Origin of the sequence: Sinorhizobium sojae CCBAU 05684 (assembly GCF_002288525.1) — a bacterium.
GTDB lineage: Bacteria > Pseudomonadota > Alphaproteobacteria > Rhizobiales > Rhizobiaceae > Sinorhizobium > Sinorhizobium sojae.
Genome location: NZ_CP023067.1, coordinates 2,598,904 through 2,623,288 on the forward strand (window position 1 = coordinate 2,598,904; position 24,385 = coordinate 2,623,288).

Annotated in this window: 26 protein-coding genes; 13 read left to right on the plus strand and 13 right to left on the minus strand. The window is 62.9% G+C overall.

Annotated features, from left to right (window positions below; translation table 11 throughout):
* Positions 1-225: 225 nt before the first annotated feature.
* The 4 genes from ftsE to SJ05684_RS12770 all read left to right on the plus strand — a co-directional run bounded on the left by ftsE (position 226) and on the right by SJ05684_RS12770 (position 3,730).
* Positions 226-849, plus strand: a complete 624-nt coding sequence (ftsE, locus tag SJ05684_RS12755) for a cell division ATP-binding protein FtsE (protein WP_244426685.1) — start codon at positions 226-228, stop codon at positions 847-849.
* Positions 842-1,849 carry a cell division protein FtsX gene (locus tag SJ05684_RS12760; protein WP_034857312.1) on the plus strand — a complete coding sequence of 336 codons (1,008 nt, stop codon included), beginning with the start codon at positions 842-844 and terminating at the stop codon, positions 1,847-1,849. Before ftsE ends, SJ05684_RS12760 begins: the two co-directional genes overlap by 8 nt.
* A gap of 325 nt (positions 1,850-2,174) precedes the next feature.
* Complete coding sequence (locus tag SJ05684_RS12765) at positions 2,175-2,870, plus strand: YdcF family protein (RefSeq protein ID WP_034857357.1); 696 nt, start codon at positions 2,175-2,177, stop codon at positions 2,868-2,870.
* 80 nt (positions 2,871-2,950) lie between these two features.
* Positions 2,951-3,730 carry a lysophospholipid acyltransferase family protein gene (locus SJ05684_RS12770; protein ID WP_034857311.1) on the plus strand — a complete coding sequence of 260 codons (780 nt, stop codon included), beginning with the start codon at positions 2,951-2,953 and terminating at the stop codon, positions 3,728-3,730.
* A 62-nt stretch (positions 3,731-3,792) separates the two neighbouring features.
* Here the strand turns inward: SJ05684_RS12770 and SJ05684_RS12775 are convergent, their stop codons facing one another.
* Positions 3,793-4,392: a gamma-glutamylcyclotransferase gene (locus SJ05684_RS12775; protein ID WP_050980120.1), complete on the minus strand. Its 600-nt coding sequence runs from the start codon at positions 4,390-4,392 to the stop codon at positions 3,793-3,795.
* 320 nt (positions 4,393-4,712) lie between these two features.
* On the opposite strand from SJ05684_RS12775, the gene SJ05684_RS12780 reads away from it, so the two are divergent.
* The gene (locus tag SJ05684_RS12780; RefSeq protein WP_034857355.1) at positions 4,713-5,726 is read left to right on the plus strand and encodes a DUF2125 domain-containing protein; all 1,014 of its coding nucleotides are present in this window, start codon (positions 4,713-4,715) and stop codon (positions 5,724-5,726) included.
* A gap of 61 nt (positions 5,727-5,787) precedes the next feature.
* Here SJ05684_RS12780 and SJ05684_RS12785 read toward each other — a convergent pair whose 3' ends face one another.
* From SJ05684_RS12785 to SJ05684_RS12795, 3 genes are all read right to left on the minus strand, one after another.
* Positions 5,788-6,714 carry a prephenate/arogenate dehydrogenase family protein gene (locus SJ05684_RS12785; RefSeq protein ID WP_034857310.1) on the minus strand — a complete coding sequence of 309 codons (927 nt, stop codon included), beginning with the start codon at positions 6,712-6,714 and terminating at the stop codon, positions 5,788-5,790.
* Entirely contained in the window at positions 6,711-7,817 is a 1,107-nt protein-coding gene (hisC, locus tag SJ05684_RS12790) for a histidinol-phosphate transaminase (protein ID WP_034857309.1), read from the minus strand. The genes SJ05684_RS12785 and hisC overlap by 4 nt, the downstream gene beginning before the upstream one ends.
* 114 nt (positions 7,818-7,931) lie before the next feature.
* Positions 7,932-8,702, minus strand: coding sequence for a class I SAM-dependent methyltransferase (locus tag SJ05684_RS12795; RefSeq protein WP_034857308.1), 771 nt, complete (start codon positions 8,700-8,702; stop codon positions 7,932-7,934).
* A gap of 136 nt (positions 8,703-8,838) precedes the next feature.
* Here SJ05684_RS12795 and gloB point away from each other — a divergent pair, with 136 nt between their 5' ends.
* Both gloB and SJ05684_RS12805 read left to right on the plus strand, forming a co-directional pair.
* Positions 8,839-9,609 carry a hydroxyacylglutathione hydrolase gene (gloB, locus tag SJ05684_RS12800; RefSeq protein WP_034857354.1) on the plus strand — a complete coding sequence of 257 codons (771 nt, stop codon included), beginning with the start codon at positions 8,839-8,841 and terminating at the stop codon, positions 9,607-9,609.
* Positions 9,609-10,043, plus strand: coding sequence for a cupin domain-containing protein (locus SJ05684_RS12805; RefSeq protein WP_034857307.1), 435 nt, complete (start codon positions 9,609-9,611; stop codon positions 10,041-10,043). The genes gloB and SJ05684_RS12805 overlap by 1 nt, the downstream gene beginning before the upstream one ends.
* A 3-nt stretch (positions 10,044-10,046) precedes the next feature.
* On the opposite strand, the gene yddG is transcribed toward SJ05684_RS12805, so the two are convergent.
* Together yddG and SJ05684_RS12815 are read right to left on the minus strand one after the other, a co-directional pair.
* Entirely contained in the window at positions 10,047-10,937 is an 891-nt protein-coding gene (yddG, locus tag SJ05684_RS12810; RefSeq protein ID WP_034857306.1) for an aromatic amino acid exporter YddG, read from the minus strand.
* A 218-nt stretch (positions 10,938-11,155) separates the two neighbouring features.
* On the minus strand, positions 11,156-11,932 hold the full coding sequence (locus tag SJ05684_RS12815; protein WP_050980119.1) for a DUF3108 domain-containing protein: 777 nt from the start codon (positions 11,930-11,932) through the stop codon (positions 11,156-11,158).
* 365 nt (positions 11,933-12,297) lie between these two features.
* On the opposite strand from SJ05684_RS12815, the gene rpmB reads away from it, so the two are divergent.
* Together rpmB and SJ05684_RS12825 are read left to right on the plus strand one after the other, a co-directional pair.
* Positions 12,298-12,588 (plus strand): 50S ribosomal protein L28, encoded by a 291-nt coding sequence (gene rpmB / locus SJ05684_RS12820; protein WP_026616330.1) that lies wholly within the window; start codon positions 12,298-12,300, stop codon positions 12,586-12,588.
* 212 nt (positions 12,589-12,800) lie between these two features.
* The gene (locus SJ05684_RS12825; RefSeq protein WP_034857305.1) at positions 12,801-13,442 is read left to right on the plus strand and encodes a VUT family protein; all 642 of its coding nucleotides are present in this window, start codon (positions 12,801-12,803) and stop codon (positions 13,440-13,442) included.
* Positions 13,443-13,566: 124 nt separating this feature from the next.
* Here SJ05684_RS12825 and SJ05684_RS12830 read toward each other — a convergent pair whose 3' ends face one another.
* The 4 genes from SJ05684_RS12830 to SJ05684_RS12845 form a co-directional block, all read right to left on the minus strand.
* Entirely contained in the window at positions 13,567-14,568 is a 1,002-nt protein-coding gene (locus SJ05684_RS12830; RefSeq protein ID WP_034857304.1) for an esterase-like activity of phytase family protein, read from the minus strand.
* Positions 14,569-14,695: 127 nt separating this feature from the next.
* Complete coding sequence (gene cobT, locus SJ05684_RS12835; RefSeq protein ID WP_034857303.1) at positions 14,696-16,585, minus strand: cobaltochelatase subunit CobT; 1,890 nt, start codon at positions 16,583-16,585, stop codon at positions 14,696-14,698.
* Positions 16,586-16,652: 67 nt separating this feature from the next.
* Positions 16,653-17,648 (minus strand): cobaltochelatase subunit CobS, encoded by a 996-nt coding sequence (cobS, locus tag SJ05684_RS12840; RefSeq protein ID WP_034857352.1) that lies wholly within the window; start codon positions 17,646-17,648, stop codon positions 16,653-16,655.
* 73 nt (positions 17,649-17,721) lie between these two features.
* Positions 17,722-18,357 (minus strand): J domain-containing protein, encoded by a 636-nt coding sequence (locus tag SJ05684_RS12845; protein ID WP_095694261.1) that lies wholly within the window; start codon positions 18,355-18,357, stop codon positions 17,722-17,724.
* A gap of 134 nt (positions 18,358-18,491) precedes the next feature.
* On the opposite strand from SJ05684_RS12845, the gene SJ05684_RS12850 reads away from it, so the two are divergent.
* Positions 18,492-18,773, plus strand: a complete 282-nt coding sequence (locus SJ05684_RS12850; RefSeq protein WP_034857298.1) for a BolA family protein — start codon at positions 18,492-18,494, stop codon at positions 18,771-18,773.
* Between the two features lie 100 nt (positions 18,774-18,873).
* On the opposite strand, the gene SJ05684_RS12855 is transcribed toward SJ05684_RS12850, so the two are convergent.
* The 3 genes from SJ05684_RS12855 to SJ05684_RS12865 are packed head-to-tail and all read right to left on the minus strand — an operon-like array spanning position 18,874 to position 21,889.
* Positions 18,874-20,178 carry an HlyC/CorC family transporter gene (locus tag SJ05684_RS12855; protein ID WP_034857297.1) on the minus strand — a complete coding sequence of 435 codons (1,305 nt, stop codon included), beginning with the start codon at positions 20,176-20,178 and terminating at the stop codon, positions 18,874-18,876.
* Positions 20,175-21,305: a 3-dehydroquinate synthase gene (gene aroB / locus SJ05684_RS12860; RefSeq protein WP_083846220.1), complete on the minus strand. Its 1,131-nt coding sequence runs from the start codon at positions 21,303-21,305 to the stop codon at positions 20,175-20,177. Before aroB ends, SJ05684_RS12855 begins: the two co-directional genes overlap by 4 nt.
* Positions 21,302-21,889 (minus strand): shikimate kinase, encoded by a 588-nt coding sequence (locus SJ05684_RS12865; protein WP_034857295.1) that lies wholly within the window; start codon positions 21,887-21,889, stop codon positions 21,302-21,304. The genes aroB and SJ05684_RS12865 overlap by 4 nt, the downstream gene beginning before the upstream one ends.
* Before the next feature lie 309 nt (positions 21,890-22,198).
* On the opposite strand from SJ05684_RS12865, the gene SJ05684_RS12870 reads away from it, so the two are divergent.
* The 3 genes from SJ05684_RS12870 (at position 22,199) to SJ05684_RS12880 (ending at position 24,308) form a co-directional block, all read left to right on the plus strand.
* Positions 22,199-22,348, plus strand: a complete 150-nt coding sequence (locus tag SJ05684_RS12870) for a hypothetical protein (protein ID WP_034857294.1) — start codon at positions 22,199-22,201, stop codon at positions 22,346-22,348.
* Positions 22,345-23,292, plus strand: coding sequence for a site-specific tyrosine recombinase XerD (gene xerD / locus SJ05684_RS12875; RefSeq protein ID WP_034857293.1), 948 nt, complete (start codon positions 22,345-22,347; stop codon positions 23,290-23,292). Before SJ05684_RS12870 ends, xerD begins: the two co-directional genes overlap by 4 nt.
* Positions 23,293-23,354: 62 nt before the next feature.
* The gene (locus SJ05684_RS12880; RefSeq protein WP_034857292.1) at positions 23,355-24,308 is read left to right on the plus strand and encodes an acetyl-CoA carboxylase carboxyltransferase subunit alpha; all 954 of its coding nucleotides are present in this window, start codon (positions 23,355-23,357) and stop codon (positions 24,306-24,308) included.
* Positions 24,309-24,385: the final 77 nt, after the last annotated feature.

Consider the following 24,385-nt stretch of genomic DNA (forward strand, 5'->3'; position numbering starts at 1 on the left):
TTTCATGGAAAATTAACGGTCGTTTAACCATGATGCGACCCTCGGTTTCGCCTTGGCAGGCGCGCTGTCCTACTGCACGGTCCCGATCGGCTCCATTTTGGGATGGAAACATGCAGCAGGGTGTAACACCGCCGCTGTGACCGAGTTGCCGCGGATATCGAGGTCGTGACGAGAGACTGGGCTGTCCCGTTGATTCATTTCGAAAATGTCGGACTGCGCTATGGCATGGGACCGGAAATTCTCCGGGACTTGACCTTCGACATTCCGCGCCGGTCCTTTCAGTTCCTGACCGGTCCCTCCGGGGCCGGCAAGACGACGTTGTTGCGCCTGCTCTTCCTCTCGCTGAAGCCGACGCGCGGCCTGATCCGCATGTTCGATCGCAACATCTCCTCCATCCCGCGCGAGGAATTCCCGATGTTGCGTCGCCGGGTCGGCATCGTTTTCCAGGACTTCCGTTTGCTCGACCATCTGACGACCTATGAGAACGTCGCCCTGCCGTTGAGGGTGCGGGGGAAGGACGAGGCCACCTACCGCTCCGACGTGCTGGAGCTTTTGAAATGGGTCGGCCTCGGCGAACGCATCAATGTACTGCCACCGGTGCTTTCCGGCGGAGAGAAGCAGCGCGCGGCGATCGCGCGGGCCTTGATCGATCGGCCGGAAATCCTGCTCGCCGACGAGCCGACCGGCAATGTCGACCCGCCAATGGCACGCCGGCTCCTGAACCTGTTCCTCGAACTGAATCGGCTCGGAACCGCGGTGGTGATTGCCACCCACGACCTGTCGCTGATGGATCAGGTCGAGGCCAGGAGAATGATCCTGTCACAGGGGCGGCTCGACATCTATGAATGAACAGCGCCCCCGCCGCGAAGCAGATCCGCCGCAGCAGCAGCGCCGTGCCGAAATGCGCGTGCGCCCCACCGGACCGATCGTCCCCTCGGCCAATGTGTCCGGCCATGCGCTGATGTGCGTCATCGCCATCATGTCCTTCCTTGCCTGCCTGACGCTCGGAGGCGTCAGCATGGTGCGGGCTACGGCACATAGCTGGCAATCGCAAATTTCCCGGGAAATCACCATCCAGATCAAGCCGGACGATGATCTCGACATGGAGAGGGCGCTTGCCGACGCGCGCGATCTCGCTTTGACCTTTAGCGGCACGACGGGCGGAACGATCGTCGACCGTGCGGCGACCGCTCGGCTCCTGGAACCGTGGCTCGGCGGCGGCCTCGACCTCGACGAACTGCCGGTGCCACGGCTGGTGGTGGTCACCATCGACGAGAACAATCCGCCGGACTTCGCCGCCATGCGCAAGGCGCTGACCGAGATGATCCCTCAGGCCTTTCTCGACGATCACCGCACCTGGGTCGACCGGCTCGTGGCGATGGCCAACACCACGGCGATGATCGGCAGCGGCGTGTTGATGCTCGTCTCCTCGGCGATGGTGCTAACGGTCGTCTTCGCGACGCGCGGCGCGCTTTCGGGAAATCGCCACATCGTCGAAGTCCTGCATTTCGTCGGTGCGGAAGCCGGCTTCGTCGCCTCCGAATTCCAAAAGCACTTTTTGAGGATCAGCCTGAAGGGCGCCGGCGCCGGCGGTCTTCTCGCAGCCCTTTCCTTCGTGATCGCCAGCTTCTGGCAATCGCAGACCCTCGCAACGCCGGAAACCGACCAGGCGACCGCCCTCTTCGGCACATTCTCGATCGGCTATACCGGCTATCTCGGCATCTTCGCGATCATCCTCGTCATCGCCCTGTTGACGACGCTGACGGCGCGGCTCACCGTCATGCGAACCATCTATGAGATCGATCTGATCCGCTCGGATCCCGGACGGACCGATACCTTTCAGGGCTAGCGGATCGGCCCGAAAATCGGACCCGGTTTTCGGAAAGCTCGACGCGCTGTCAAAGAGTTACAGCGACCTTTGGGCGTCTGAAAAGACGCGCGGCGCTGTAATGCATGCCGCCCGAAATGTGTTCAGCGGTGTTGGGCAACCACATGCACAAGAACATGGAAGCAAATGCGCGCGTCGCATGAGTCCGTTTGATCGCGACACGCTTTAGACTCTGACAGAATGGATGGCGTTGGAGCGGTGATTCGCCCGCGTTTGATCTATTCCCTGCCGCAAAGGGCGGCTATGTGAGAGAATCACGATGGTTGAGGAGCTTCGCGGGAGCGGAATGGCCGAGAGAGGCAAATGGCGAGACAGGGTAGCGCACCGCCGCCGGTCCCGCAGCCGGCTGCGGAGAATTCTGCGCCGGAGCTTTTTTGTCCTGGTCTCCTTCCTCGGTCTTTTCGTGGCCGGCTTCCTGCATTTCGCAGATACCGTCGCCTCGCTGCAGCCGCCGCTCGCGCCTAAGGCCGACGCGATCGTCGTCCTGACCGGCGGCTTTCAGCGGATAGACCAAGGCGTCGAACTCCTGAAGACCGGTGCTGGCAGACGGCTCCTCATCTCCGGCGTCCACCCGGCGACGACCGGGAGCCAGATACGCCGCAATACGCAGAGCTCGGCCGCTCTCTTCAAATGCTGCGTGGATATCGGACACCAGGCGATCGACACGACGGGCAATGCGACCGAGGCCTCCCAATGGATTCTCGATCGCGGCTACCGGAGCGTCCTCGTCGTCACCAACAACTATCACATGCCCCGCAGTCTGCTGGAATTGCGCCGTGCCCGGCCGGAAACGGAGTTCATTGCCTATCCGGTCGTCAATTCCGATCTCAAGTCGGGCAATTGGCTGCGCAATCCGCTGTTCCTGAAGGCCATATTGCTCGAATACGCCAAATATTCCATCGCGTCGCTGCGTGACCTGGCAGGCTCTCCTTCCGAAAACGGGCTCAGGACCGCCTCTTCCCACGGAGCGCCGGCTGAATAGCCAAAGAACAGTTTTCCTCCGGGCGGGTTTCGTGTAGGCAGCGGCCGAAAGCCTTTGCATGCGCACCGAGAGCCCGCCTGATGATCATCCTGCGTTCGATCCTCTTCAATCTGGTCTTCTATACCAATCTGATCGTGCAGATGATCGTGATGACGCCGGTCTATTTCCTGTTGCCGCGCAAGGCGTCCTGGATCGTGCCGAAGAACTGGGTACGCAGCAATCATTGGCTGATGGAGAAGATCGTCGGCACGACTTTTGAGATCGAGGGCCTGGGGAACATTCCGAAGGGCTCCTATATCTTCGCGCCGAAGCACCAGTCCTTTTGGGACACCTACGCGCTTCTGCCCTGGCTCGACGATCCGTTCTTCATCCTGAAGCGCGAGCTCACCTGGATACCGCTCTTCGGCTGGTACGTCATCAAGCAGCGCATGGTGCCGGTAAACCGTGCCGCGCGGGGCAAGGCCATGTCCGAGGTAATGGAGCGCACCAAACGGGAAATGGCAACCGGGCGTCAGTTGATCATCTACCCGGAAGGCACGCGGCGCGCGCCAGGGGCGCCTCCGGAATACAAATACGGAATCGCCCGGCTTTACCGGGACCTGCAGGTGCCGGTCGTTCCCATTGCCATGCATCCGGGCCTGTTCTGGCCGCGGCGCAAATTCCTGCGCTTTCCCGGCCATTTCAAAGTACGAGTCCTACCGCCGATCGAACCCGGCATGGACCCTGACGCCTTCCTCAGGAAACTCGTGGAAGTGACCGAGGCCGCCAGCGACGAGCTTCTCGTCGATACGGTCCGGGACAATCCGCATGTGCCGCTGCCGGCCACGGCGAAACAACGGCTGCGCGAACTCAACTCCTGAGAGGCATTACAGCATCCTAATGCGTGCTTCATGACGCATTAGGATGCTCTGACCCTTTGAATTTACGCATCGCGCTGTCCGAAGATCGTCCGATACTCGGGCCGATGCGCTAGACCCGGTCCGGCCGACGCACTGATCGAGAGCTCGGCGGCGACCTCTTCGAGCCACTGATCGCGGATGCCCATCTCCCGCAGATGGGCGAGCGTATTGAGCACGTATTCGCTGTTCGGACCCGACCTGCCGACGGCGTCGGCGACCGTTGCCGCCGCTTCCGCCGGCGTCCGACCGCCGGCATATTGCGCGTGATCGCGGTCGACCACATAGGCAAGCGCCGGCACGCGACGCCCGTCCAGGAGTTGCACCGGCATGACCCTCTCCTTGTAGACGCGGGTCACCAGCTCGCGTTCGCGCAGATAGTCGATCACCTCCGCCTTATCGGGGAGCGCGACGCGAAAGGCCGTGCCGATGCAGGAGCCGCCATAGTCGAGGCCGAGCACCAGGCCCGGCCGCTGCTCGGTGCCGCGGTGCACCCAGGAATGCACACAGAGGGAGCGGCGATAGCCGAAGGCGCGGGCGGTCCACTTCTCTTCGAAGCGAAAGCCCGGATTCCACATCAACGATCCGTAGCCAAAGACCCAAAATTCGTCCATATCCGCTGCCATTCAACCATGCGGCCGCCGGATGGTGGTGAGCGACGGCCTGCTGCATATCTCCTTAATCGACCTCGATTTATGGACAAAGACATGCAGCGATTCAAAGTGCTACAGCGATCCTTGCCTGATAAGACGCGCGGCGCTGTAGTGGACACTATTAGAGCGGGATGATTGAAGGTGTGAAGCGATTTCCACCCTCTTTCGTCCCATTTCTCGAAGATGCATGCGGGATGAAGAGAAGTCACCTGCTGCGTCGGAAAATCTTGCGGGACCGGAAGCGGCCACAGGAAACGCGGGTTCCGCCGAAGCAATCGGAGTATGCGAGTACCATGACGATGACCGAGGTTGCCAAGGAATCACGTGCCGGCAGGAAATTTCTCTGGCTCGCCGCGGGTGTCGTGCTGGTCACCGGTCTCTATACCGGCGTCTGGTTTCTGGCGGCGGACCAGATCGAGAAGCGCTTGCCGGCCTATCTTGCAGAGAATCGGGAAGCCGGCCTAGGCGGCGAATGTGCGGAGATGGAGGTGCGCGGCTTTCCCTTCCGCATCGGCCTCTTCTGCGAAAAGGTGCGCCTCGACGATGCCCGCTATGGCGTCTCCGCCTCCTTCGGGGCGCTGAGGTCCGCAGCCCAGGTCTACCAGCCCGGCCGAGCGGTGATCGAACTCGACGGGCCGGCGGAAATCCGCGTCTCGCCGGGCATTTCGATCTCCGCCGATTGGACGCTGCTGCATGCGAGCCTCGCGGCAACCCTCACAGGCGTCGATCGCACATCGCTTGCCTATGACAACCTGACGGGCACGGTTCGTTCGTCGCTGTCCGCAAAAGGCTTCAGCTTCGGCGCCAATCATGGGGAAGTGCATCTGCGCCAGAACGGCGAGGATCTCGATGCGGCCCTGAGCGTCGAAAAGCTCGACCTGCGCCTGGAGGATGGTCTGAGCCTCGCCCAGCCGGCCGATATCGCTGCGGACTTCACGTTCACGGGCAAGGCCGGTTGGCTTCACGGCGCCTCGCTTTCGCCGCATGCGCTACGCGGCACGACGGGGGAACTGCGCCAGTTGACGCTGGACCTGGGTGATGGAATGAGCGCCAAGCTCTCCGGCCCCTTTTCGGTCGGCGAGCGCGGGCTCATTTCCGGCGAGTTCTCCCTCACCCTGAGGGGCATCGGCGCCTGGCGCGACAGCCTGGCGAAAGCCGTTCCCGAAGAGACGGATCTCATCAACAATGTCGCCAATATGCTGACGGCGCTCGCCGGCGGCAAAGACGAGGCGACCGTCAAGCTCAATGTGCGCGACGGTACCGCCTTCCTCGCCTTCGTTCCGATCGGCGTGCTGCCGGCGTTGTAGGGCGGGTGATTGCCTGCGGCATCTGCCCTCCCGCTGCGGACAAGCGAATCGGAACCGCAGTCTATTTCTGATCCATGACGTGCCGGCCGAAGTCCGGCATGGCCGTGTCCTGGCCGGCCTGGATGATCGATCGACGGATCGCCCGCGTGCGGGTGAAGAGATCGAACAGCTTGTCGCCGTCGCCCCAGCGGATCGCGCGCTGCAGCGAAGCCAGGTCCTCGGAAAAACGCGCGAGCATTTCCAGGATCGCATCCTTGTTGTGCAGGCAGACGTCCCGCCACATGGTCGGGTCCGAAGCCGCGAGGCGGGTGAAATCGCGGAAGCCGGAGGCGGAGTATTTGATCACTTCGGACTCGGTGACGGCTTCCAGATCGTCGGCCGTTCCGACGATGTTGTAGGCTATGATGTGCGGCAGATGCGAGACGATGGCCAGCACCTTGTCGTGATGCTCCGCGTCCATTTCCTCAACCATGGAGCCCAATGTTTCCCAGAAGAGCCGAAGCCGGGCGACCGCTTCCTCGTCCGCACCCGGCGGCGGCGTCAGAATGCACCAGCGGCCGCGGAAAAGTCCGGCGAAGCCAGCATCCGGACCGGAATGCTCCGTACCGGCGATCGGGTGGCCGGGGATGAAATGCACGCTCTTGGGCAGATGCGGCGCCATCTGCCCGATCACCGACCCCTTGGTCGAGCCGACATCGGTGACGATCGCGCCCGGTTTCAGATGCGAGGCGATTTCCGCCGCGACGCCGCCGGAGGCACCGACCGGGACGGAGACGATCACCAGATCGGCATCCTTGACCGCCTCGGCGGCCGAAAGCGTGTAGCGGTCGCCGAGACCGAGCTCGCCCGCGCGCTTCAACGTTGCTTCGCTGCGCGTCGAAACGACGATGGTGCCGGCGAGCTGCTTCTCGCGGATATCGCGCGCGATCGATGAGCCGATCAGGCCGATTCCGACAAGTGCGATGGTTTCGAACTGCTGAGCCATCATTTCCGTCCCATGTATTCTGTCAGCGCCGCGATGACGCCTTCGTTCGCCTCCTGCGCGCCGACCGTCATTCGGAGCGCGTTGGGAAAGCCGTAGGCGCCAACGGCGCGCAGGATGAAGCCGCGCTCCGTCAGGAACGCATCGGCGTGCTCGGCGGTCTTTCCGTCCCCATCCGGGAAATGGATCAGCACGAAATTTGTGACCGACGGCGTCACCCGAAGACCGATCGCCGTCAGCGCTTCGCTGACCCTTGCGAGCCAGGCGAGATTGTGCTCGACCGCAGCGGCGACAAAAGCTCGGTCGCGAATAGCCGCTGCGCCCGCGGCAATCGCCGGCGCATTGAGGTTGAACGGCCCACGTACGCGGTCGAGCGCTTCCACCACTGCACGCGGGGCATACATCCAGCCAATGCGCAGGCCCGCCAGGCCGTAAATCTTAGAGAACGTCCGCGTCATAACCACATTGCGGTTGCCCGAGACCAGCTCCAGCCCCGCCTCGTAATCGTTGCGCCGGACATATTCGGCATAGGCGGCATCGAGGACCAGCAGCACGCCGGCGGGAAGGCCCGCATGCAGCCGCCGTACCTCGTCGACCGGTATGTAGGTGCCGGTCGGGTTCGCCGGGTTGGCGATAAGGACGATCCTGGTGCGCTCTGTGACGGCCGCCAGGATTTGATCGACGTCGAGCCGCTCATCCTTCTCCCTGACGGTCACCGCCCTGCCGCCGGCCGCGGTGATCTGAATCTTGTAGACCAGGAATCCGTGCTCGGTGACGATGCCCTCGTCGCCGGGTCCGAGATAGGCGTGGCAGAGTAGACCGAGCAGTTCGTCCGAACCGTTGCCGCAAAAAATGTTGGCCGGATTCAGCCCGTGGACCGCAGCGATCGCTTCCCTGAGTGCCGATGCCTGTCCGTCGGGATAGCGCTCGAGACTGAATGCGGCCTTTTGGAACGCCTCGATCGCACGCGGGCTGGCACCGAGCGGCGTTTCGTTCGATGACAGCTTGTGCACCTTCGCAACACCCGGCGCATGCTCCTTGCCCGGAACATAGGCGACTATGTCCAGGATGCCGTGGCGCGGCTCGGGGCTCTTCAAGGCAAGGTTCATCGGCTCGGCTTTCACGGGAGAACGCGGGTCCAGCCAATAGCGGGACCGCGGAAATTTGTCGAGTGCGGTGTCTTTAACTCGGCAGCCGCGGATTTTTAGCCTCTCGGCCTGCGCCTATGGCCGCCCGATCCCCACGGCCCTGCTCCGAGTGCTCGGAATGCCATGCGGCGCCAGCACGGGAACGAAGACACGGCGCGAGGCGCGGGCGGCCACGGGCAGACCCTGATAGAGGCGCTTCTGGGCCTCAACGATGATCACCCCGGAAAACACCGGCCATAACGACCTGCCGAAGCGCTCGAGACCGTGGCGCAGGCGAAGAACCAGCTTACGTTTGGACGGCGGGAAGAAGAGCGCCTCGGAGCTGGCGCCGGGCGTGAAATTCGTTTCGCGCAACAGTGCCGTCAGTTGCCCGCGCGAATAGGGCCGGCCCGAGCCGAAGGGTGTGTGCTCCATCCGAGCCCAGACGCCGCGGCGATTCGGCACCACGATGACAAGCCGCCCGCCGGGCGCCAGAATGCGCCAGATCTCCTTCATGGTCTCGCGCGGACTTTCGGCGAATTCCAAGGCGTGGACCATCAGCACGCGGTCGATCGAGGCGTCGGGCAACGGCAATTCCTCATCGAACACCAGTGCCGTCGAGGACAATTCGGCCGCCGGCCAGTTCACCGCCCCCTGGCCCGCCGGCATGAAGGCGAAGGTCCGTTCCGTGTCGGGACGGAAACGTTCGAGATAGGGGACCGCGTAACCGAGGCCGACGAGACGCTCTTCCGGTAACCGCGCCCAAATGGATGAGAGCGCCATGGTGACGGCCTGTTCCGCCATCCTGCCGAGTTCGGAATGATAGAATTGGCGGAGATCGACGATATCGGTGTGCATGGACGACATGTTAGCCTCGGGGCGGTAGACTTCAAGGCGAGCCTCGCTACATTCGGGGCACGAACCAAAATGGCGGAAAAAGGCATCTATGCCGTACCCGCTTCCGACCATCAGGATCGATCGCATTCGATCGGAGGAACACGCCATGGCCGCGCTCGAACTCGACCTCTTCCTCTGCCGCACCGACAATTTCGGTGTCCTCGTCCACGATCCGGCAAGCGGCGCGACCGCGTCGATAGACGCCCCCGAAGAGTTGCCGATCCTGGAGACCCTGGAACGGCGTGGCTGGAGGTTGACGCATATCCTCACCACGCACCATCACAGCGACCACGTCGCCGCAAATGTCAGCCTAAAGGAGCGCTTCGGTGCGACGATCATAGGCCCCCAGGGCGAGGCACAGAAGATCCCCGGCCTCGACAAGGCGGTCGGCCACGGCGAGCGCTTCGACTTCGCTGGTCACCCGGTCGAGGTGATCGAAACACCCGGCCATACCGCCGGCCACATCTGCTATCATTTTCCCGAGGACAAGCTGCTCTTTGCCGCCGACACGCTCTTCGCGCTTGGCTGCGGCCGCCTGTTCGAAGGTACGGCGGAAAGCATGTGGCAATCGCTATGCCGGCTGACGGCACTTCCGGACGATACGGCCGTCTATTTCGGTCACGAATACACGCTCGCCAATGCCCATTTTGCCGTCACGATCGATCCGGACAATACCGCGCTCAAGGAACGCGCTGCGGAGATCGAAGAAACCCGCTCGGACGGCGGTTTCACCGCGCCGACGACGATCGGGCTGGAGAAGCGGACGAATCCCTTTCTGCGTGCCGCCGATCCAAAGATCCGCGCCACCCTCCGAATGGAGAAGGCAAGTGATGCCGCCGTCTTCGCCGAGATCCGCAAGCGCAAGGACAATTTCTGATGGCGGATGGAGAGTTGACCGCGGCGGCGATCATCGAGAACCTCGGCCTTGCGCGCCATCCTGAAGGAGGCTGGTACCGTGAGACCTTCCGCGACGCCCGAGGTGGCCCGCGCGGCCATTCGACCGCGATCTACTACCTGCTCGAGAAAGGCGATCGTTCGCACTGGCATCGCGTCCGTGACGCCGCCGAGGTCTGGCACTATTACGCCGGTGCGCCGCTCGAGCTCAGGATCGCCGAGCCCGGCAGGCCGGCGGCGCCCGTTCGCCTGGGTCCCGACCTCGTCGCCGGCGAGAGACCGCAGCATCTCGTTCCAGCCGATTGGTGGCAATCGGCGACCTCGCTCGGCGACTGGACCCTCGTCGGCTGCACCGTCGCGCCCGGCTTTGATTTTTCCGCCTTCGAGATGGCGCCGCCCGGTTGGCAGCCGGATTGACACCTACTCCGCGGGCTGCGCCGCGGCCTTCGTCCTGCGGAAGATCATGTCGCGCGCCGCAATCACGGCGCCGCCTGTGACCAGCAGGCATGCGGCCGCAATCCGCCAGGACGGCTCGGCGAAGCCGAACAGGATCAGGATCAACGTGGAAAGCACTGGCGCCGCATAGCTCGCGACGCCGAGCAACTGGATGTAGCCGTTCTTCACGCCGAAATCCCAGGCATAAAAGGCCGCCCCGACCGGCAAGAACCCGAGCCCAGCGACTGCAAGCCACTCGAAAGCGGTCTCCGGCCAGACTGTCGTTTCGAGTCCGAGATGGCAGAGCAAGGACAGGAGCGAGGTCGCCAGGCAGAAGCCGGTAACGACATCGGTCGACACCCTGTCGAAACGGCGCGTGATAAGCGAATAGCCCGACCAGGCGAAGGCACAGAGAAAGGCTGCCCCGTAGCCAAGCGTGTAGGCGTCGTCGAAGGCGACGCCGTTGCGCCCAACGATGAGGATCGTGCCGGCAAGCCCGGCAAGCGCGCCGACGACATGAAACCAACGAAGTTTTTCCCCGGGCAGCAGCGCCGAGCCGACGACGATCAGCAATGGCCAGAGATAGGCGATCAGCCCCGCCTCGACGGCCGGCGCGTTGCGCAGCGCTGTGAAATAGAGGAAATGGTAGCCGAACAGGCCGGCAACACCGGTCAACCAGACCTTGGCAGGCTGTTTCAGCAGCGCGAGGCGCTGCGGCTTCAGGGTAAGCAGGATGACACCCGGCAAGCTGCCGATGAGGAAGCAGATCGCCGAAAGCTGGAATGGCGGCATCTTGCCGGACGCTGCCGTCAACAATGCCAGCAGCGACCACATAAGGATCGCGGAAAAACCGATCAGGGTCGCCTTGAGCTTCATCGCCGTTCCCTCGCGCAGCGCTGGCCCCAGCCGACCCGCTTGCTGATACCTACTGCATGTCTCTTTGAATCGACATCGAATTGAGAAGGCATGCAATTAATGCCACAGCGACCTTTGCGCGTCTGATTAGATAAACACGCGCAGGGCCGTAAACGTGCAGCTGATATCGCTCTTTCACGATTTACGAAAGCGCGTGACCGCTCCGTTGGATGAGAAAGTCAGCCGCCGAATCGCGTCGCGGAAACGGTCACTGGGCCGAGCTTGGTCGGAATGTGCACATAGACCGGGGCATAGACATCGACGGTCTCTGCCTTCGCGAACCAGATTTCCATCGTGTTCAGGCGGCGCAGATATTCGACGTCTTGCCGCCCCTTCCTGTAGCCCGCCCTGGGCACGAAGCGGACGCCGCAGACGATGGCCTCGCCTTCGAAACCCCGGGTCCTAAATGATCTCGTCCCTTTCGGCGACAATTTAATGTCGAGCCGCGATTCGCCGTCGAAAATCGGCAGGGTATTGGGACAGACACGGGTCCTGGCCGGAATGATCAGCCCCGACAACGGGTCGAGCACGTTGCGCAAGTCGCGGCGCGTCACCGGCACCCAGTTTTTCGGCAGCGGCGTGCGCTTCGGTTCCATGCTGGCGCGCACCACATTGCCGTTACGGAAGGTGACGCTTATCGCGCGCGCCTTGCTGCCGCTGCGGTAGGACATGGAATAGGAGGTGGCGCGAAGTTGATCGCGGCCGACGACCCCGGAAACGCGCGTCTGACCCGAGGTGCGTTTGATGATGTCGACAAGCCCAGCCGAATGCAGCGTGCCTGAAATCGTGTAGCGATTCTTCTCAAGTTCCGTGTGGAAGGAGGCGCGCGCCACGGGCAGGCCCGCAAGGGCTATGCTGTAATCCGTCTGATGCTTGATTTCCGCAGCGAAAGATGCCGTGGAAAACAGAGTAGCGGCCAAAATGGCCGGCGCACGAAAGCCAGTACGCCACGTCATGCCCGAGAGCTCCCTTACTATGCCGTTGCCATCCCTTGAAATGCAGGCGGTTTGCGGCTTTTCTGCGCCAAACGGTCAAAATGATCTGAAAGCGGCCTGGCTTGCACGCTTCCAGAATGCATGCGACAGAAATAGCGCAAGCCCAACAGGCTTGGAATCGGAAAAAGCAGGCGTTCCGAAGCGCCGATCGGCGGCGGCCTGTGGCGAGAAAGGCCGGTTTTGCAGGAATGCACAGGTTTGGCTTGACTGGCCGCCCGTCACTGACTATAGAACCGCGACTTTCCAAGAATGGCCAGTAGGAACGCGGCCTGGGCTCTGGGCCCGCTACCCGCATTGTCCGGCGGCGATAAAGAAATAGGTGTACCATGTCCCGTAGTTGCGAATTGACCGGCAAGGGCGTCCAGTCGGGCCACAATGTGAGCCACGCCAACAACAAGACCAAGCGCAAGTTCCTGCCGAACCTGTGCAATGTCACGCTGATCTCCGACGCTCTCGGCCAGCGTTTCCGTCTGCGGGTTTCCGCTGCCGCCCTGCGTTCGGTCGAGCATCGCGGCGGTCTCGACGCCTTCCTTCTGAAGGCAGACGAGAATGAGCTGAGCATGCGCGCCCGCCTGCTGCGCCGCCAGATCGTCAAGAAGGTTGCCGAAGCCGCCTGATCGGCACCGGCACATTTGCTCTTGCATCCTTAAATCGGATCCGATTGAAGGATAAAAGTATGCGGCGTTTGAAAATGCGCCAGCGGCCTTCGCGTGTCTGATAAGATGCGCGGCGCTGAGGAACTGAAGGCTTGCGGGTTCGTCCCGCAAGCCTTTTTCTCGTGACTTGAATCCTTATGTTCCCTCGCTGGTGGCATCACCCAGGATAAAAAATGCTGATCGGCCGTACGTTCCTTATCTATGTCGCGCTGATGACCCTGGTGGTCGTCGCCTCGAATTTCCTCGTACAGTATCCGCTGCCGGGCTCCGTCGCCGGCATGCAGCTTGGCGACCTCCTGACCTGGGGCGCCTTCAGCTATCCCTTTGCCTTCCTCGTCACCGATCTGACGAACCGCCAGCTAGGACCGCAAGTCGCACGCCGCGTAGTGGTTGCCGGCTTTGCCGTCGCCGTTGCGCTATCCTTTTTTGCCGCAACGCCGCGAATCGCGATCGCCTCCGGCTCGGCCTTCTTGCTCGGCCAGCTTCTCGATATCGCGATATTCAACAAGCTGCGGCGCCAGACCTGGTGGCGCGCTCCGCTCGCCGGCTCGCTGATCGGATCGGGTCTCGACACGGCGATGTTCTTCTCCTTCGCCTTTGCGCCGTTCTTCGTCTTTCTCGGACCGAATGACGGATTCGCGCTTGAGGTGGTCCCACTGCTCGGCTTGGTTGCAGTCGACACGCCGCGCTGGATTTCCTGGGCGCTCGGGGACCTACTGGTGAAGATCCTCTGTGCAATCGTGCTCCTGCTCCCCTACGGCGCGCTGATGAGCGTCGTCAAACCTATGCCGAAGGCATCCAAGGCGGCTGTCTGAGGGTCCCTGCATGCGTCCTTGATGACGCCTGAGGCTGATGCATGTCGCCCAAAAAGGTGTGCAGCGGCTTAGGGAAAAAGGGGCCTGAAGCGCGTCGGGCGAGGACGTTCGATCGCGACGCGCTTTAGTTGGAGTAATTGCCGAGGCGGAACTCGAGCATCAGGTTGCGCTCGAGGATCGAGTGATTGTCGTCGGAAACCAGGATCAGCCGAGTCTCGCCATCGGCAGTTGTGATGACGTCGATCCCTTCCATATTGTCGATCTGGTAACCCATGTCCGCCTCGAGCAGCACTTCGCCGTCGACGACCGCATCCGGCCGGATGTCGCCGCCCGCGATCCGGCGAATGCGCATGCCGAGGCCGGAGGCGAAGTTAAAGCGGCGCTCAAGCAGCAGCAGATCCCCATTCGGCAGGAAGGCACCGTCGGTCACGGCATAGGGGTCGTGGCGGACCACCGTGAATGCGCCCCGCATCGGCCCCTCCAAAATAGCCGCGAGCAGATTGTCGGACGTGTCGACGCTGCGCTCGGAAACGACGACCGCGGCGCCGGCAAGCGGCCCTTGCTTTGGGGCGATCGCAAGCGTTTCAAGGCCGCCATTGTTGCGCAATTCGGCGACCGGAAAGGGCAGGCGTAGCTGCCCGACCGGCCGTGACGAGGCAAAGCCGGGATCGGGATAGACGTCGACCCGGTGAGACTGCTCGAAGCTCACGACCACTTCGCCATCCCTCAGCGCCAACCCTTCTGAATCCACCTTCCATTTTTTGAGTTGGGCCGCACCGCTGCCATCGGTCATCGAGGTGATCGTAAGATCGCTCAGCCCCGAAAGCCTGCCGGCACCGTCGCGGAGAACGGCGCCCTCTACCCAGTGACCGGTGTCGAGGACGGCGACGAAGGACCGGCCGTCCGGCCGGAACCGGATCGACGAAAGCGCGCCGAAGAGCGCGTTGGTCGAGGTCATCTCGATGCCGCCGATGAACTCGAGCGCGCCAAATGCGGCCGTGTCCGAACCGACCTGGAACTCAGTGATCTGCCGGCTCCGCACCGGAACGGTTTCGTAAAGCGCTTCGGCCTGCACGTCGGCGGTCGAAGCGAGGAGGAACAGGGCTACAAGAGGTCGGCGGAGCATCTACAGAAGGCCCTTCAGGAGAAGCAGGATCGGCCACAGCGCCGTCGGTGACGCCATGGTCGCTGCTTTGATTGCCGACCGCCCGCACAAAGGGAGGGGAGATGCGCGCGAAATCGGGGCACGCGGCTCACCCGGCCCGACGCATGCGCCCGGTGCGGCCGCTCTCTTCCTCGAACAGAGACGCCAACTGTTCCGTCATCGCGCCCGCCAGTTCATCGGCATCGACGATCGTCACCGCACGGCGATAATAGCGCGTCACGTCGTGGCCGATGCCGATCGCCAGGAGCTCGACCGGTGACCGGTTCTCGATCTGCTCGATGACCGCGCGCAGGTGGCGCTCGAGATAGTTGCCGGGATTCACCGACAGCGTCGAATCGTCGACCGGCGCGCCATCCGATATCATCATCAGGATGCGCCGTTGCTCCGGCCGACCGATCAGCCTCTCATGCGCCCACATCAGCGCCTCACCGTCGATATTCTCCTTGAGCAGGCCTTCGCGCATCATCAGGCCGAGATTGCGCCGGGCCCGGCGCCAGGGCGCGTCGGCAGACTTGTAGATAATGTGTCGCAGGTCGTTGAGGCGGCCGGGCGACTGTGGCTTGCCGCCGGTAAGCCATTTCTCGCGCGATTGCCCGCCCTTCCACGCCTTGGTGGTGAAGCCGAGAATCTCGACCTTGACGCCGCAGCGCTCGAGCGTGCGGGCAAGAATGTCCGCGCAAGTGGCGGCAACGGTGATCGGCCGTCCACGCATGGAGCCGGAATTGTCGATCAGCAGCGTCACGACGGTATCGCGAAAATTCGTATCCTTCTCCCGCTTGAAAGACAGCGGCTGCATCGGATCGATGATCACGCGCTGCAACCGGGCCGTGTCGAGAAAGCCCTCTTCGAGGTCAAATTCCCAGGAGCGGCTCTGCTGCGACATCAGGCGGCGCTGCAGGCGGTTGGCGAGCCGGCCGACGGCCCCTTGCAGATGGGCGAGCTGCTTGTCGAGGAAGGCCCGCAGGCGGTCGAGCTCGGCCTCGTCGCAGAGCTCCTCGGCGGTGATCGTCTCGTCGAATTCCCGCGTGAAGACGGTATAATCGACCTTCTCGTTGAAATCCGCGAAAGGATGGTTCGGACGCTTGACCTCGCCGGGCGTCTCGCTCTCTTCGTCGCCTTCATCCTGAAGGTCGTCGTCGGAAATCTCGGCGCCGTCCATCTCGCCTTCTTCCATCTGCTCCTCGGCAGACTGGTTCTCCTCGGCCGGCGCGGCGTCGGTTCCCTCTTCCTCCTCGCTGGCGTTTTCGTCCTGCTGCTCGCTGCGCGGCTGGTCCTCGTCGGTCTCGCTTTCCTGCTCGTCCGGCTCCAGATCGTCCTCGCCGTATTTTTCGGCGACATCCATCGAGGCCAGCATATCGCGAACCACGCGGGCAAAAGCCTGCTGGTCGTTGACCGCCGCCGGCAGGTTCTGCATGTCGGCGGCCGCCTTCTGTTCGATGAAGTCGCGCCAGAGGTCGAGCACTTTTCCAGCGGCGGCGGGCGGCTTCTCGCCCGTCAGCTTCTCGCGCACCAGCAATGCCATCGCCTCTTCGAGCGGCGCATCCGCCTGGCTCGCGATCGCGCCGAAATTTGCCTTGGCGTATTTCTCCTCAAGCATGGAAGAGAGGTTGGCGGCGACGCCAGGCATCCTGAGTGCGCCGATCGCCTCGACGCGAGCCTGCTCGACCGCATCGAATATCGCGCGGGCGTCGGCGCCCTGCGGCGACATCGTCGCATGGATCCGGTCGTCATGGCAGGCCTTTCGCAGGGCCATCGAGTCGCCGAGGCCGCGCGCGACTGCAAGCTCATGGCGGCTGGGACGTTTGGAAAGCTCCGGCAGGCGAATACGCTCGCCGGACATTCCCGGACGATCGTTGGCGAAGGCGATTTCGAGTTCCGCATCGCCGGCGATCGAGCGGACGCAGCCGGAAAGCGCCCGCTTAAACGGTTCGGCAGCGCTTTCCCTCGTCTGCGGGTTCGCCTTGGAATTCGAGCTCACAACAGTTCCTTCTTCAGCCAGCCCGGGCGATATCCGAGCGCCTCACCTTACCTGCAGCCTTCGGCAATCAGGCGGTGGCTTCCAGCACGATATTCGCGGCGCTTTCCTTCAGCTCGACGCCGAAGGCGCGCTGGTAATGCTCGGCCACCAGCGGCCGCTCCAGCTCGTCGCACTTGTTGAGGAAGGTCACGCGGAAGGCAAAGGCGACGTCGCCGAAGATGTAGGCATTTTCCGCCCAGGTGATCACGGTGCGCGGGCTCATCACCGTCGAGAGATCGCCGTTGATGAAGGCGGCGCGCGTGAGATCCGCGACGCGCACCATCTTCGAGACGGTCTCGCGGCCCTTGTCGGCCGAAAATCCCTTGACCTTGGCCGCGACGATGTCGACTTCCTTGTCGTGCGGCAGGTAATTGAGCGTGGTCACGATCGACCAGCGGTCCATCTGCGCCTGGTTGATCTGCTGTGTGCCGTGGTAGAGACCGGTAGTATCGCCGAGGCCTATGGTGTTGGCAGTCGCGAACAGCCGGAAGGCCGGATGTGGGCGGATTACCCGGCTCTGGTCGAGAAGCGTCAGCCGGCCGGAGGATTCCAGCACGCGCTGGATGACGAACATGACATCCGGGCGACCGGCATCATACTCATCGAAGACGAGCGCGACATTGTGCTGGTAGGCCCAGGGAAGAATACCGTCCTTGAACTCTGTCACCTGCAGGCCGTCCTTGACGACGATCGCATCCTTGCCGACGAGATCGATACGGCTGACATGGCTGTCGAGATTGATGCGCACGCAGGGCCAGTTGAGCCTTGCGGCGACCTGCTCGATATGGGTCGACTTGCCGGTGCCATGATAGCCTGCAACCATGACGCGGCGATTGTGGGCGAAGCCTGCAAGAATGGCGAGCGTCGTTTCCCGGTCGAAAAGATAGTCCGGATCGAGATCGGGCACATAGGCATCGCCCTTCGAATAGGCGGGAACGCGCAAATCCGTGTCGATGCCGAAAACCTCCCGGACAGAGATCGTCGTGTCGGGGAGGTTGGAAATGTCGAGGTCAATCTTGCTCATCATGTCTCCAGAGCGGCCGCCGGACGGCACCCGCGCATTCGCCTGCATAGTACTTCTGTCTTAATCCGCGTTGTTAGCAGAAACCAGCCTGTTTTAACAATTGATAGGCCTGTATAACGGCCCGAAAACGGTCTTCCGAACCTCTGTCTCCGCCGTTCGCGTCGGGATGATGCTTCTTGACGAGTTCCTTGTAGGCCGCCTTGATATCGGCGGTCGTTGCCGAGGCTGCAAGTCCGAGCGTTTCGAAGGCCTTGGCCTCGAGTGTCTTCAGCTTGCGCAGCCGCGGCTCGTGCCGGCTCGAGCGGGCGCGTGCTTCGTTGAAGAAGCCGAACGGGTCGCGCATGCGCGCCTGCGCACCCGCACTGCCGGAGCGCATCTGCGATTGGGTGGGACCGTCCCCGGCATTCTTGTTGACGCCGACCGTCCAAGTGGGCCGATGCCCGGTCACGGCCTCCTTCTGGTAGCGCGCGATCTCGGAATCGGAGAGCCCCGAGAAATAATTGTAGCCCTTGTTGTATTCCTTCACATGCTCGAAACAGAAGAGGAAATACTCGCCTTCGGCGTTGCGACCGACGGGCGCCCGATGCACCCCTTTCTTGTCGCAGCCGTCCCATTGGCACATGGGCACGGACGGCTCGACGCGCGCCTCGCCCTTCGGGCGCGTGCGGATGCGGTCGAAGTATTTTGAATCGAGTTTCATGGCGCACATTATGGGGTTTGCGACAGGTCACAACAAGAATTGACAAAGTGGAATGTTGCTGGCTTTGTGCGGGTATTTTGCACCGCTTACTCCGGGCGTCGCCAGCTACGCTCAAGCAGCAAACAGGGAAATGGGACGGAAGCATGTCGTTGCAAAGCCGCATCGAGCAGAAGCTGGTGGAAGCCTTCCAACCCGAACGGCTCGCCGTCATCGACGAAAGCCATCTCCATGCCGGCCACCAGCCGGGCTTTGACGGCGGCGGCGAGACCCATATGCGCGTCCGCATCGTCGCAAGCGCCTTTTCAGGCATGAGCCGCGTGGCGCGCCACCGCGCCATCAACGATCTCCTGAAGCCGGAGCTCGATGCCGGCCTGCATGCGCTTGCAGTCGAGCCCGCCGCCCCCGGAGAGCCGACGCGCTGGTGATCCGCGCCCCTGGTGACGTTGGGACGGGCTCTGTGCGCGCAAGGCACACCTTCAATCGACGCAATGGGTTTTCCGGAAACCCATACGATGGGCCGATGCGCTAAGCCGTCGGCGTGTCGTCGGCGGCGCGGATGCGCAATTTGGTGATCCGGTTCTTGACCCGTTTCATGACGGTGAAGCGCTTTCCGTAGAAGGTGAAAGCCTGCCGCTCCTCCGGGATGCTCTTCGATTCATGAATGACGAGACCGGCGACCGTGGTCGCCTCCTCGTCCGGCAGCGACCAGTCGAGCGCGCGGTTAAGATCGCGGATCGGCACCGAACCATCGACGACGATGGAGCCGTCGGCTTCCTGCCGCACGCCCTGGATGTCGAGGTCGTGCTCGTCGGCAATGTCGCCGACGATCTCCTCCAGGATGTCCTCAAGGGTGACCAGCCCCTGCACCTGGCCATATTCGTCGACGACGATGGCCAGATGGAGCTTGCGGCGGAGGAAGGCGTTGAGCTGGTCCTTCAGGTTGGTCGTATCCGGAACGAACCAGGGCTTCTGCGCGATCTTGACGATATCCAGCGTCTCCGGCTCCACATTGGGCTCGGCTAATGCCCTCAGGAGGTCCTTGGAGTGGACGACGCCGATGATGTTGTCGGTCGAACCGCGCCACAGCGGCAGCCGCGTAAAAGGGCTTTCGAGGATTTCTCGCACGCAGACTTCCGGCGCGTCGTCGGCGTTGATCGCCCGCATGGCGGTACGGTGAATCATGATATCCGACACTTCCAACTCGCCGAGATCGAGCACGCCGCCCAGCCGGTCGCGGTCGGCCTTGATCACCGCTCCCTCGCGATGCAGCAGGTTGACCGCGCCCCGCAACTCCTCATGCGCGGAAAGCATAGGCATGTCGGAGGCGAGATTGACGCCGAAGAGGTTCAGGATGCGCCGGACGATCGCGTTGACGAGAGAGGAAAGCGGGCCGGCGACTGCGACGAAGGGCCGGACCACCGGCGCCACGGTGAGGGCGAAGCGATCGGGCGAGGCGATCGCCCAGCTTTTCGGCAACACTTCGGAAAAGATAACGAGCAGCACCGTCATGGCGAAGGTGGCTATCGCCACGCCGGAATCGCCGACAAGGCCGATCAGCAGGCTGGTCGTCAGTGACGACGCGAGAATATTGACGAGGTTGTTGCCGATGAGCAACGCGCCGATCAGACGATCGCGCCGCTCGATCAGCCGGTTGACGATTCCCGCCCGCTGGTCGCCATTGCTTTCGAGCGTGTGCATGCGCGACCGGGAGGTGGCGGTCAAGGCTGTCTCGGACCCGGAGAAAAATGCCGAGAGCACGAGAAGAGCGATGACCGAAACCAGGGATAGCCAATAGTCCGCCAGGAAGGTCAATAAGGCGTCGCTGCTCATTGCGGGTGCTTTTCCTTAAGGAAGTTCAAAACTTCGGAGGCCGGCACGTCGTCGGCGACGAAGGACTGGCCGACGCCGCGCGTCAGGATGAAGGTGAGCTTGCCGCCCTTCACTTTCTTGTCCTGGGCGATCGCGTCCATCAGCCGCTCCGCCGGCGGAAGGCCGCCGGGAATATCGCCCATCCGCGTCGGCAGGCCGACGGTCTTGAGGTGGGCTTCGACCCGGCGTGCATCGTCCGGGCTCGCGAGATTCATCCGCGCGGAGAACTCGTGGGCCAGCACCATGCCGATCGCGACGCCCTCTCCGTGCACCAGACGGTTACTATCATATTCGGTCGCTGCTTCCAGCGCATGTCCGAAGGTGTGGCCGAAATTGAGGAGCGCCCGCAGGCCGTTTTCGCGCTCGTCGGCCGCCACGACATCGGCTTTGGCCTGACAGCTTGCGGCGATCGCCTCGATACGGGCGGAGCCGCCGGCAAAGACCGCCTGCCAATTCTGCTCGAGCCAGTGGAAAAAAGCCGGCTTGTCGATCAGGCCGTATTTCGCCACCTCCGCATAGCCGGCGCGGAATTCACGCGGGCTCAGCGTGTCGAGCACGTCCGTGTCGGCCAGAACGAGGTCCGGCTGGTGGAAGACTCCGATCAGGTTCTTTCCATGCGGCGAGTTGATTCCGGTCTTGCCGCCGACGGAGGAATCGACCTGGGCGAGAAGCGAGGTCGGGACCTGGATGAAGCGTGAACCGCGGCGCACGATGCCGGCGGCGAAGCCGGTGAGGTCGCCGATCACGCCGCCGCCAAGCGCAATCACCGCGTCATTGCGCTCGATCCGGGCCCCGAGAATGGCGTCGCAAACCGGGATGAGATGATCGAAGCTCTTGGTCTTCTCGCCCGGGGGCAGGACCAGCGAGACGGCCTCGATGCCGCTTTGCGCAAGGCTCGCCATCATCGGATCGAGGTAACGCGGTGCGACATTCTCGTCGGTGATGACGGCCACCCTGCGGCCCTTCAGGCGTGCGCCGATCTCCCGGCCCGTCGCCGCAATCAGCCCGGGGCCGATGAGGATATCGTAGGAACGGTCTCCGAGATTCACGCGGACCTTGCGTTCGGAGGGCGTCATCTGGCTCATCATAGCGTCTCGGCTTTCTTGCAATCGGCGATGGCGACGAGGACCTCCTCGACCATCCTTTCCTTCTTCACGTCGCGCGAGAGGACGACGAGGTCCGCCTCGGCATAGATTGGGTAGCGCGCCCGCATCAGGTTTTCGAGCGTCTGCTTCGGATTCTCCGTTTTCAGAAGCGGACGGGTGTCGCGCTTGTTCACCCGCTCCCAGAGCACGTCGAGTTCGGCGTTGAGCCAGACCGTCAGCCCGCCCCTCTTGATCTGCCGCCGCGACCGCTCGTTGATATAGGCGCCGCCGCCGGTCGAGACGACACGCGGTCCCGACCGCAACAGCCGTTTCAGCACGCGCGCCTCGAGCGCCCGGAATTCTTCCTCGCCATAGGCGGCGAAAAGTTCGCTGATCGTCATGCGCGAGACGCGCTCGATCTCATGGTCGGAGTCGACGAAGGGAATGCCGAGCGCCTGAGCCGTCATTCGGCCGATCGCCGATTTACCCGCTCCCATCAGGCCGATGAAGATGAGATTGCGCTTACCGAGGGCGAGCTTCGCCCGTTCGGCAAGCGTCGCGGAAACCGGTTCGGTGACGTCGTTCATTGCGCTTCATAGTCCCCATTCCATTCCGGTATCGACAAATCGGCGGAGGGCGTCAAGTCGTCGCTACGGGCCGGAGGGCGCTTCTTGAACGCGCCCTCAGGGCCGTTCATATGGTCGCCATGCCCCATTTCAACGCGCAAATGTCGCGGACGCACCTTGAGTGGAAGCGCGGCCTCTGGCACGGATGGAAGGCTCTCAACCGCCTGCCTCCTTGAATCGACTTCGCTTTGAAGACATACAGCGTTTCGAAGTGCTACAGCGACCTTTGCGCATCTGAAAAGGCGGCGCGGCGGTGTAGAGGAGATTAAAATGCCGACACTGTTCCGATTCCTGTTCTTCTGTGCCGTCGTCGCAGGCATGGTCTACGGCACGATGGTGGCACTCGTCACCTTCGTCGAGCCGGTGGAACGGGACGTCACCGTGCGTATCCCCTCCGAGCGGGTCAACAAGCCGCAATGATGGATCTCTCAGAAGCGCATATCGAAGCCTTTCTCGAAATGATGAGCGCCGAGCGCGGCGCCGCAGTGAACACGCTGCAATCCTACGAGCGCGACCTCAAGGACGCGCTCTCCTTCCTGCGCTCGAGCGGCACGCGGCTCGGCGAGGCCACCCCCGACGATCTGAGACATTATCTCGCTCATCTCGCCAAGGAGGGCTTCAAATCCTCGTCGCAGGCACGCCGCCTCTCCTCGCTCAGGCAATTCTACAAGTTCCTCTATGCCGAGGGCCTGCGCGGCGACGACCCGACGGGCATCCTCGACGCCCCGAAAAAGGCGCGCCCGCTGCCGAAGACGCTGAGCGTTGACGACGTTACCAGGCTCATCGGCCAGGCGGAGGCGGAATCAGAGGCGGCTGCCGGCGGCGAGGACGCGCTCTCGAAATTGCGCATGCATGCCCTCATCGAGCTTCTCTACGCCACCGGCATGCGCGTCAGCGAACTCGTCTCGCTGCCGGCGAGCGTGCTTTCGCAGAACGGCCGTTTTCTCGTCATCCGCGGCAAGGGCAACAAGGAAAGGCTGGTGCCGCTCTCGCAGGCAGCGATGCGCGCCATCGGCAGCTATGGCGATGCCCTACGGGAACGGGAGAGCGAGGAGGAGAGCCCCTGGCTCTTCCCTTCCTATGGCAAATCCGGGCACCTGCCGCGCCAGGTCTTTGCCCGCGACCTAAAGAGCCTCGCCGCGCGCGCCGGCATCCGGGTCGCGGCGATCTCGCCGCACGTGCTACGCCACGCCTTCGCCAGCCATCTTCTCGCCAACGGTGCCGACCTTCGCGCCGTGCAGGAACTACTCGGCCACTCGGACATCTCGACGACACAAATCTACACGCATGTGCTGGAAGAGCGCTTACGCGAGCTCGTGCAAAACCATCACCCCCTTGCCAAACAGGCGAAAAAACAGGATTAGGACCGCCGGGCAGTTGGCGAGGCCGGGCAGTCCTTGTCGCAAAACGATCGGAAACGCATCTCATGCACAACTATCTCGACTTCGAAAAACCCATCTCTGATCTCGAGGGCAAGATTCTCGAACTGAAGAAACTCGCCAGCGAAGACGAGAGCGTGAACACGTCCGACGAGATCGCAAGGCTTGAGGGGCGCGTCCGCGACGCGATGGTCGAGATCTATTCCAAGCTGTCGCCGTGGCAGAAGACGCAGGTCGCCCGCCACCCTTCGCGCCCGCATTTCCTCGATTACGCAGCCGAGCTCTTCAGCGAGTTCACGCCGCTTGCCGGCGACCGCAACTTTGCCAATGACGATGCCATCCAGGCCGGCCTTGCGCGGTTTCGCGGCACGCCCGTGGCCGTGATCGGCCAGGAGAAAGGCAGCGACACCAAGTCGCGCATCAAGCACAATTTCGGCAGCCCGCGCCCGGAAGGCTACCGAAAGGCGATCCGTGTGATGGAAATGGCCGATCGCTTCGCACTGCCGCTGATTACGCTGGTCGATACGGCCGGCGCCTATCCCGGCGTCGGCGCCGAGGAGCGCGGTCAGGCCGAGGCGATCGCCCGCTCGACGGAAATGTGCCTGAACGTGAAGGTGCCGATCGTCACGGTGGTGATCGGCGAAGGCGGGTCGGGTGGGGCGATCGCGATTGCCACCGGTAACCGCGTCTATATGCTCGAACACGCGATTTACAGCGTCATCTCGCCGGAAGGTGCCGCTTCTATCCTGTGGCGCGATTCCACTCGCGCCAAGGAGGCAGCGAGCAACATGAAGATCACCGCCGAGGACCTGAAGGCGCTCGGCGTGATCGACGGCATCATTCCCGAGCCCGTCGGGGGCGCGCACCGCGATCCGCACACGGTTATCGAGCGCACCGGCAGCGTGATCGCCGACGCGCTCAAGGAGCTTTCCGCGCGCAACGGCAACGAACTGCGCGCCGATCGCCGCCAGAAATACCTGAATATCGGCCGCAATCTCTGAACCCACGATGCCTTCTTGCCGCGGGCTGAAAGCTCGCCTTTCCGCCCTGAACCATCGCGATCAGAGCCTCGCGTGCG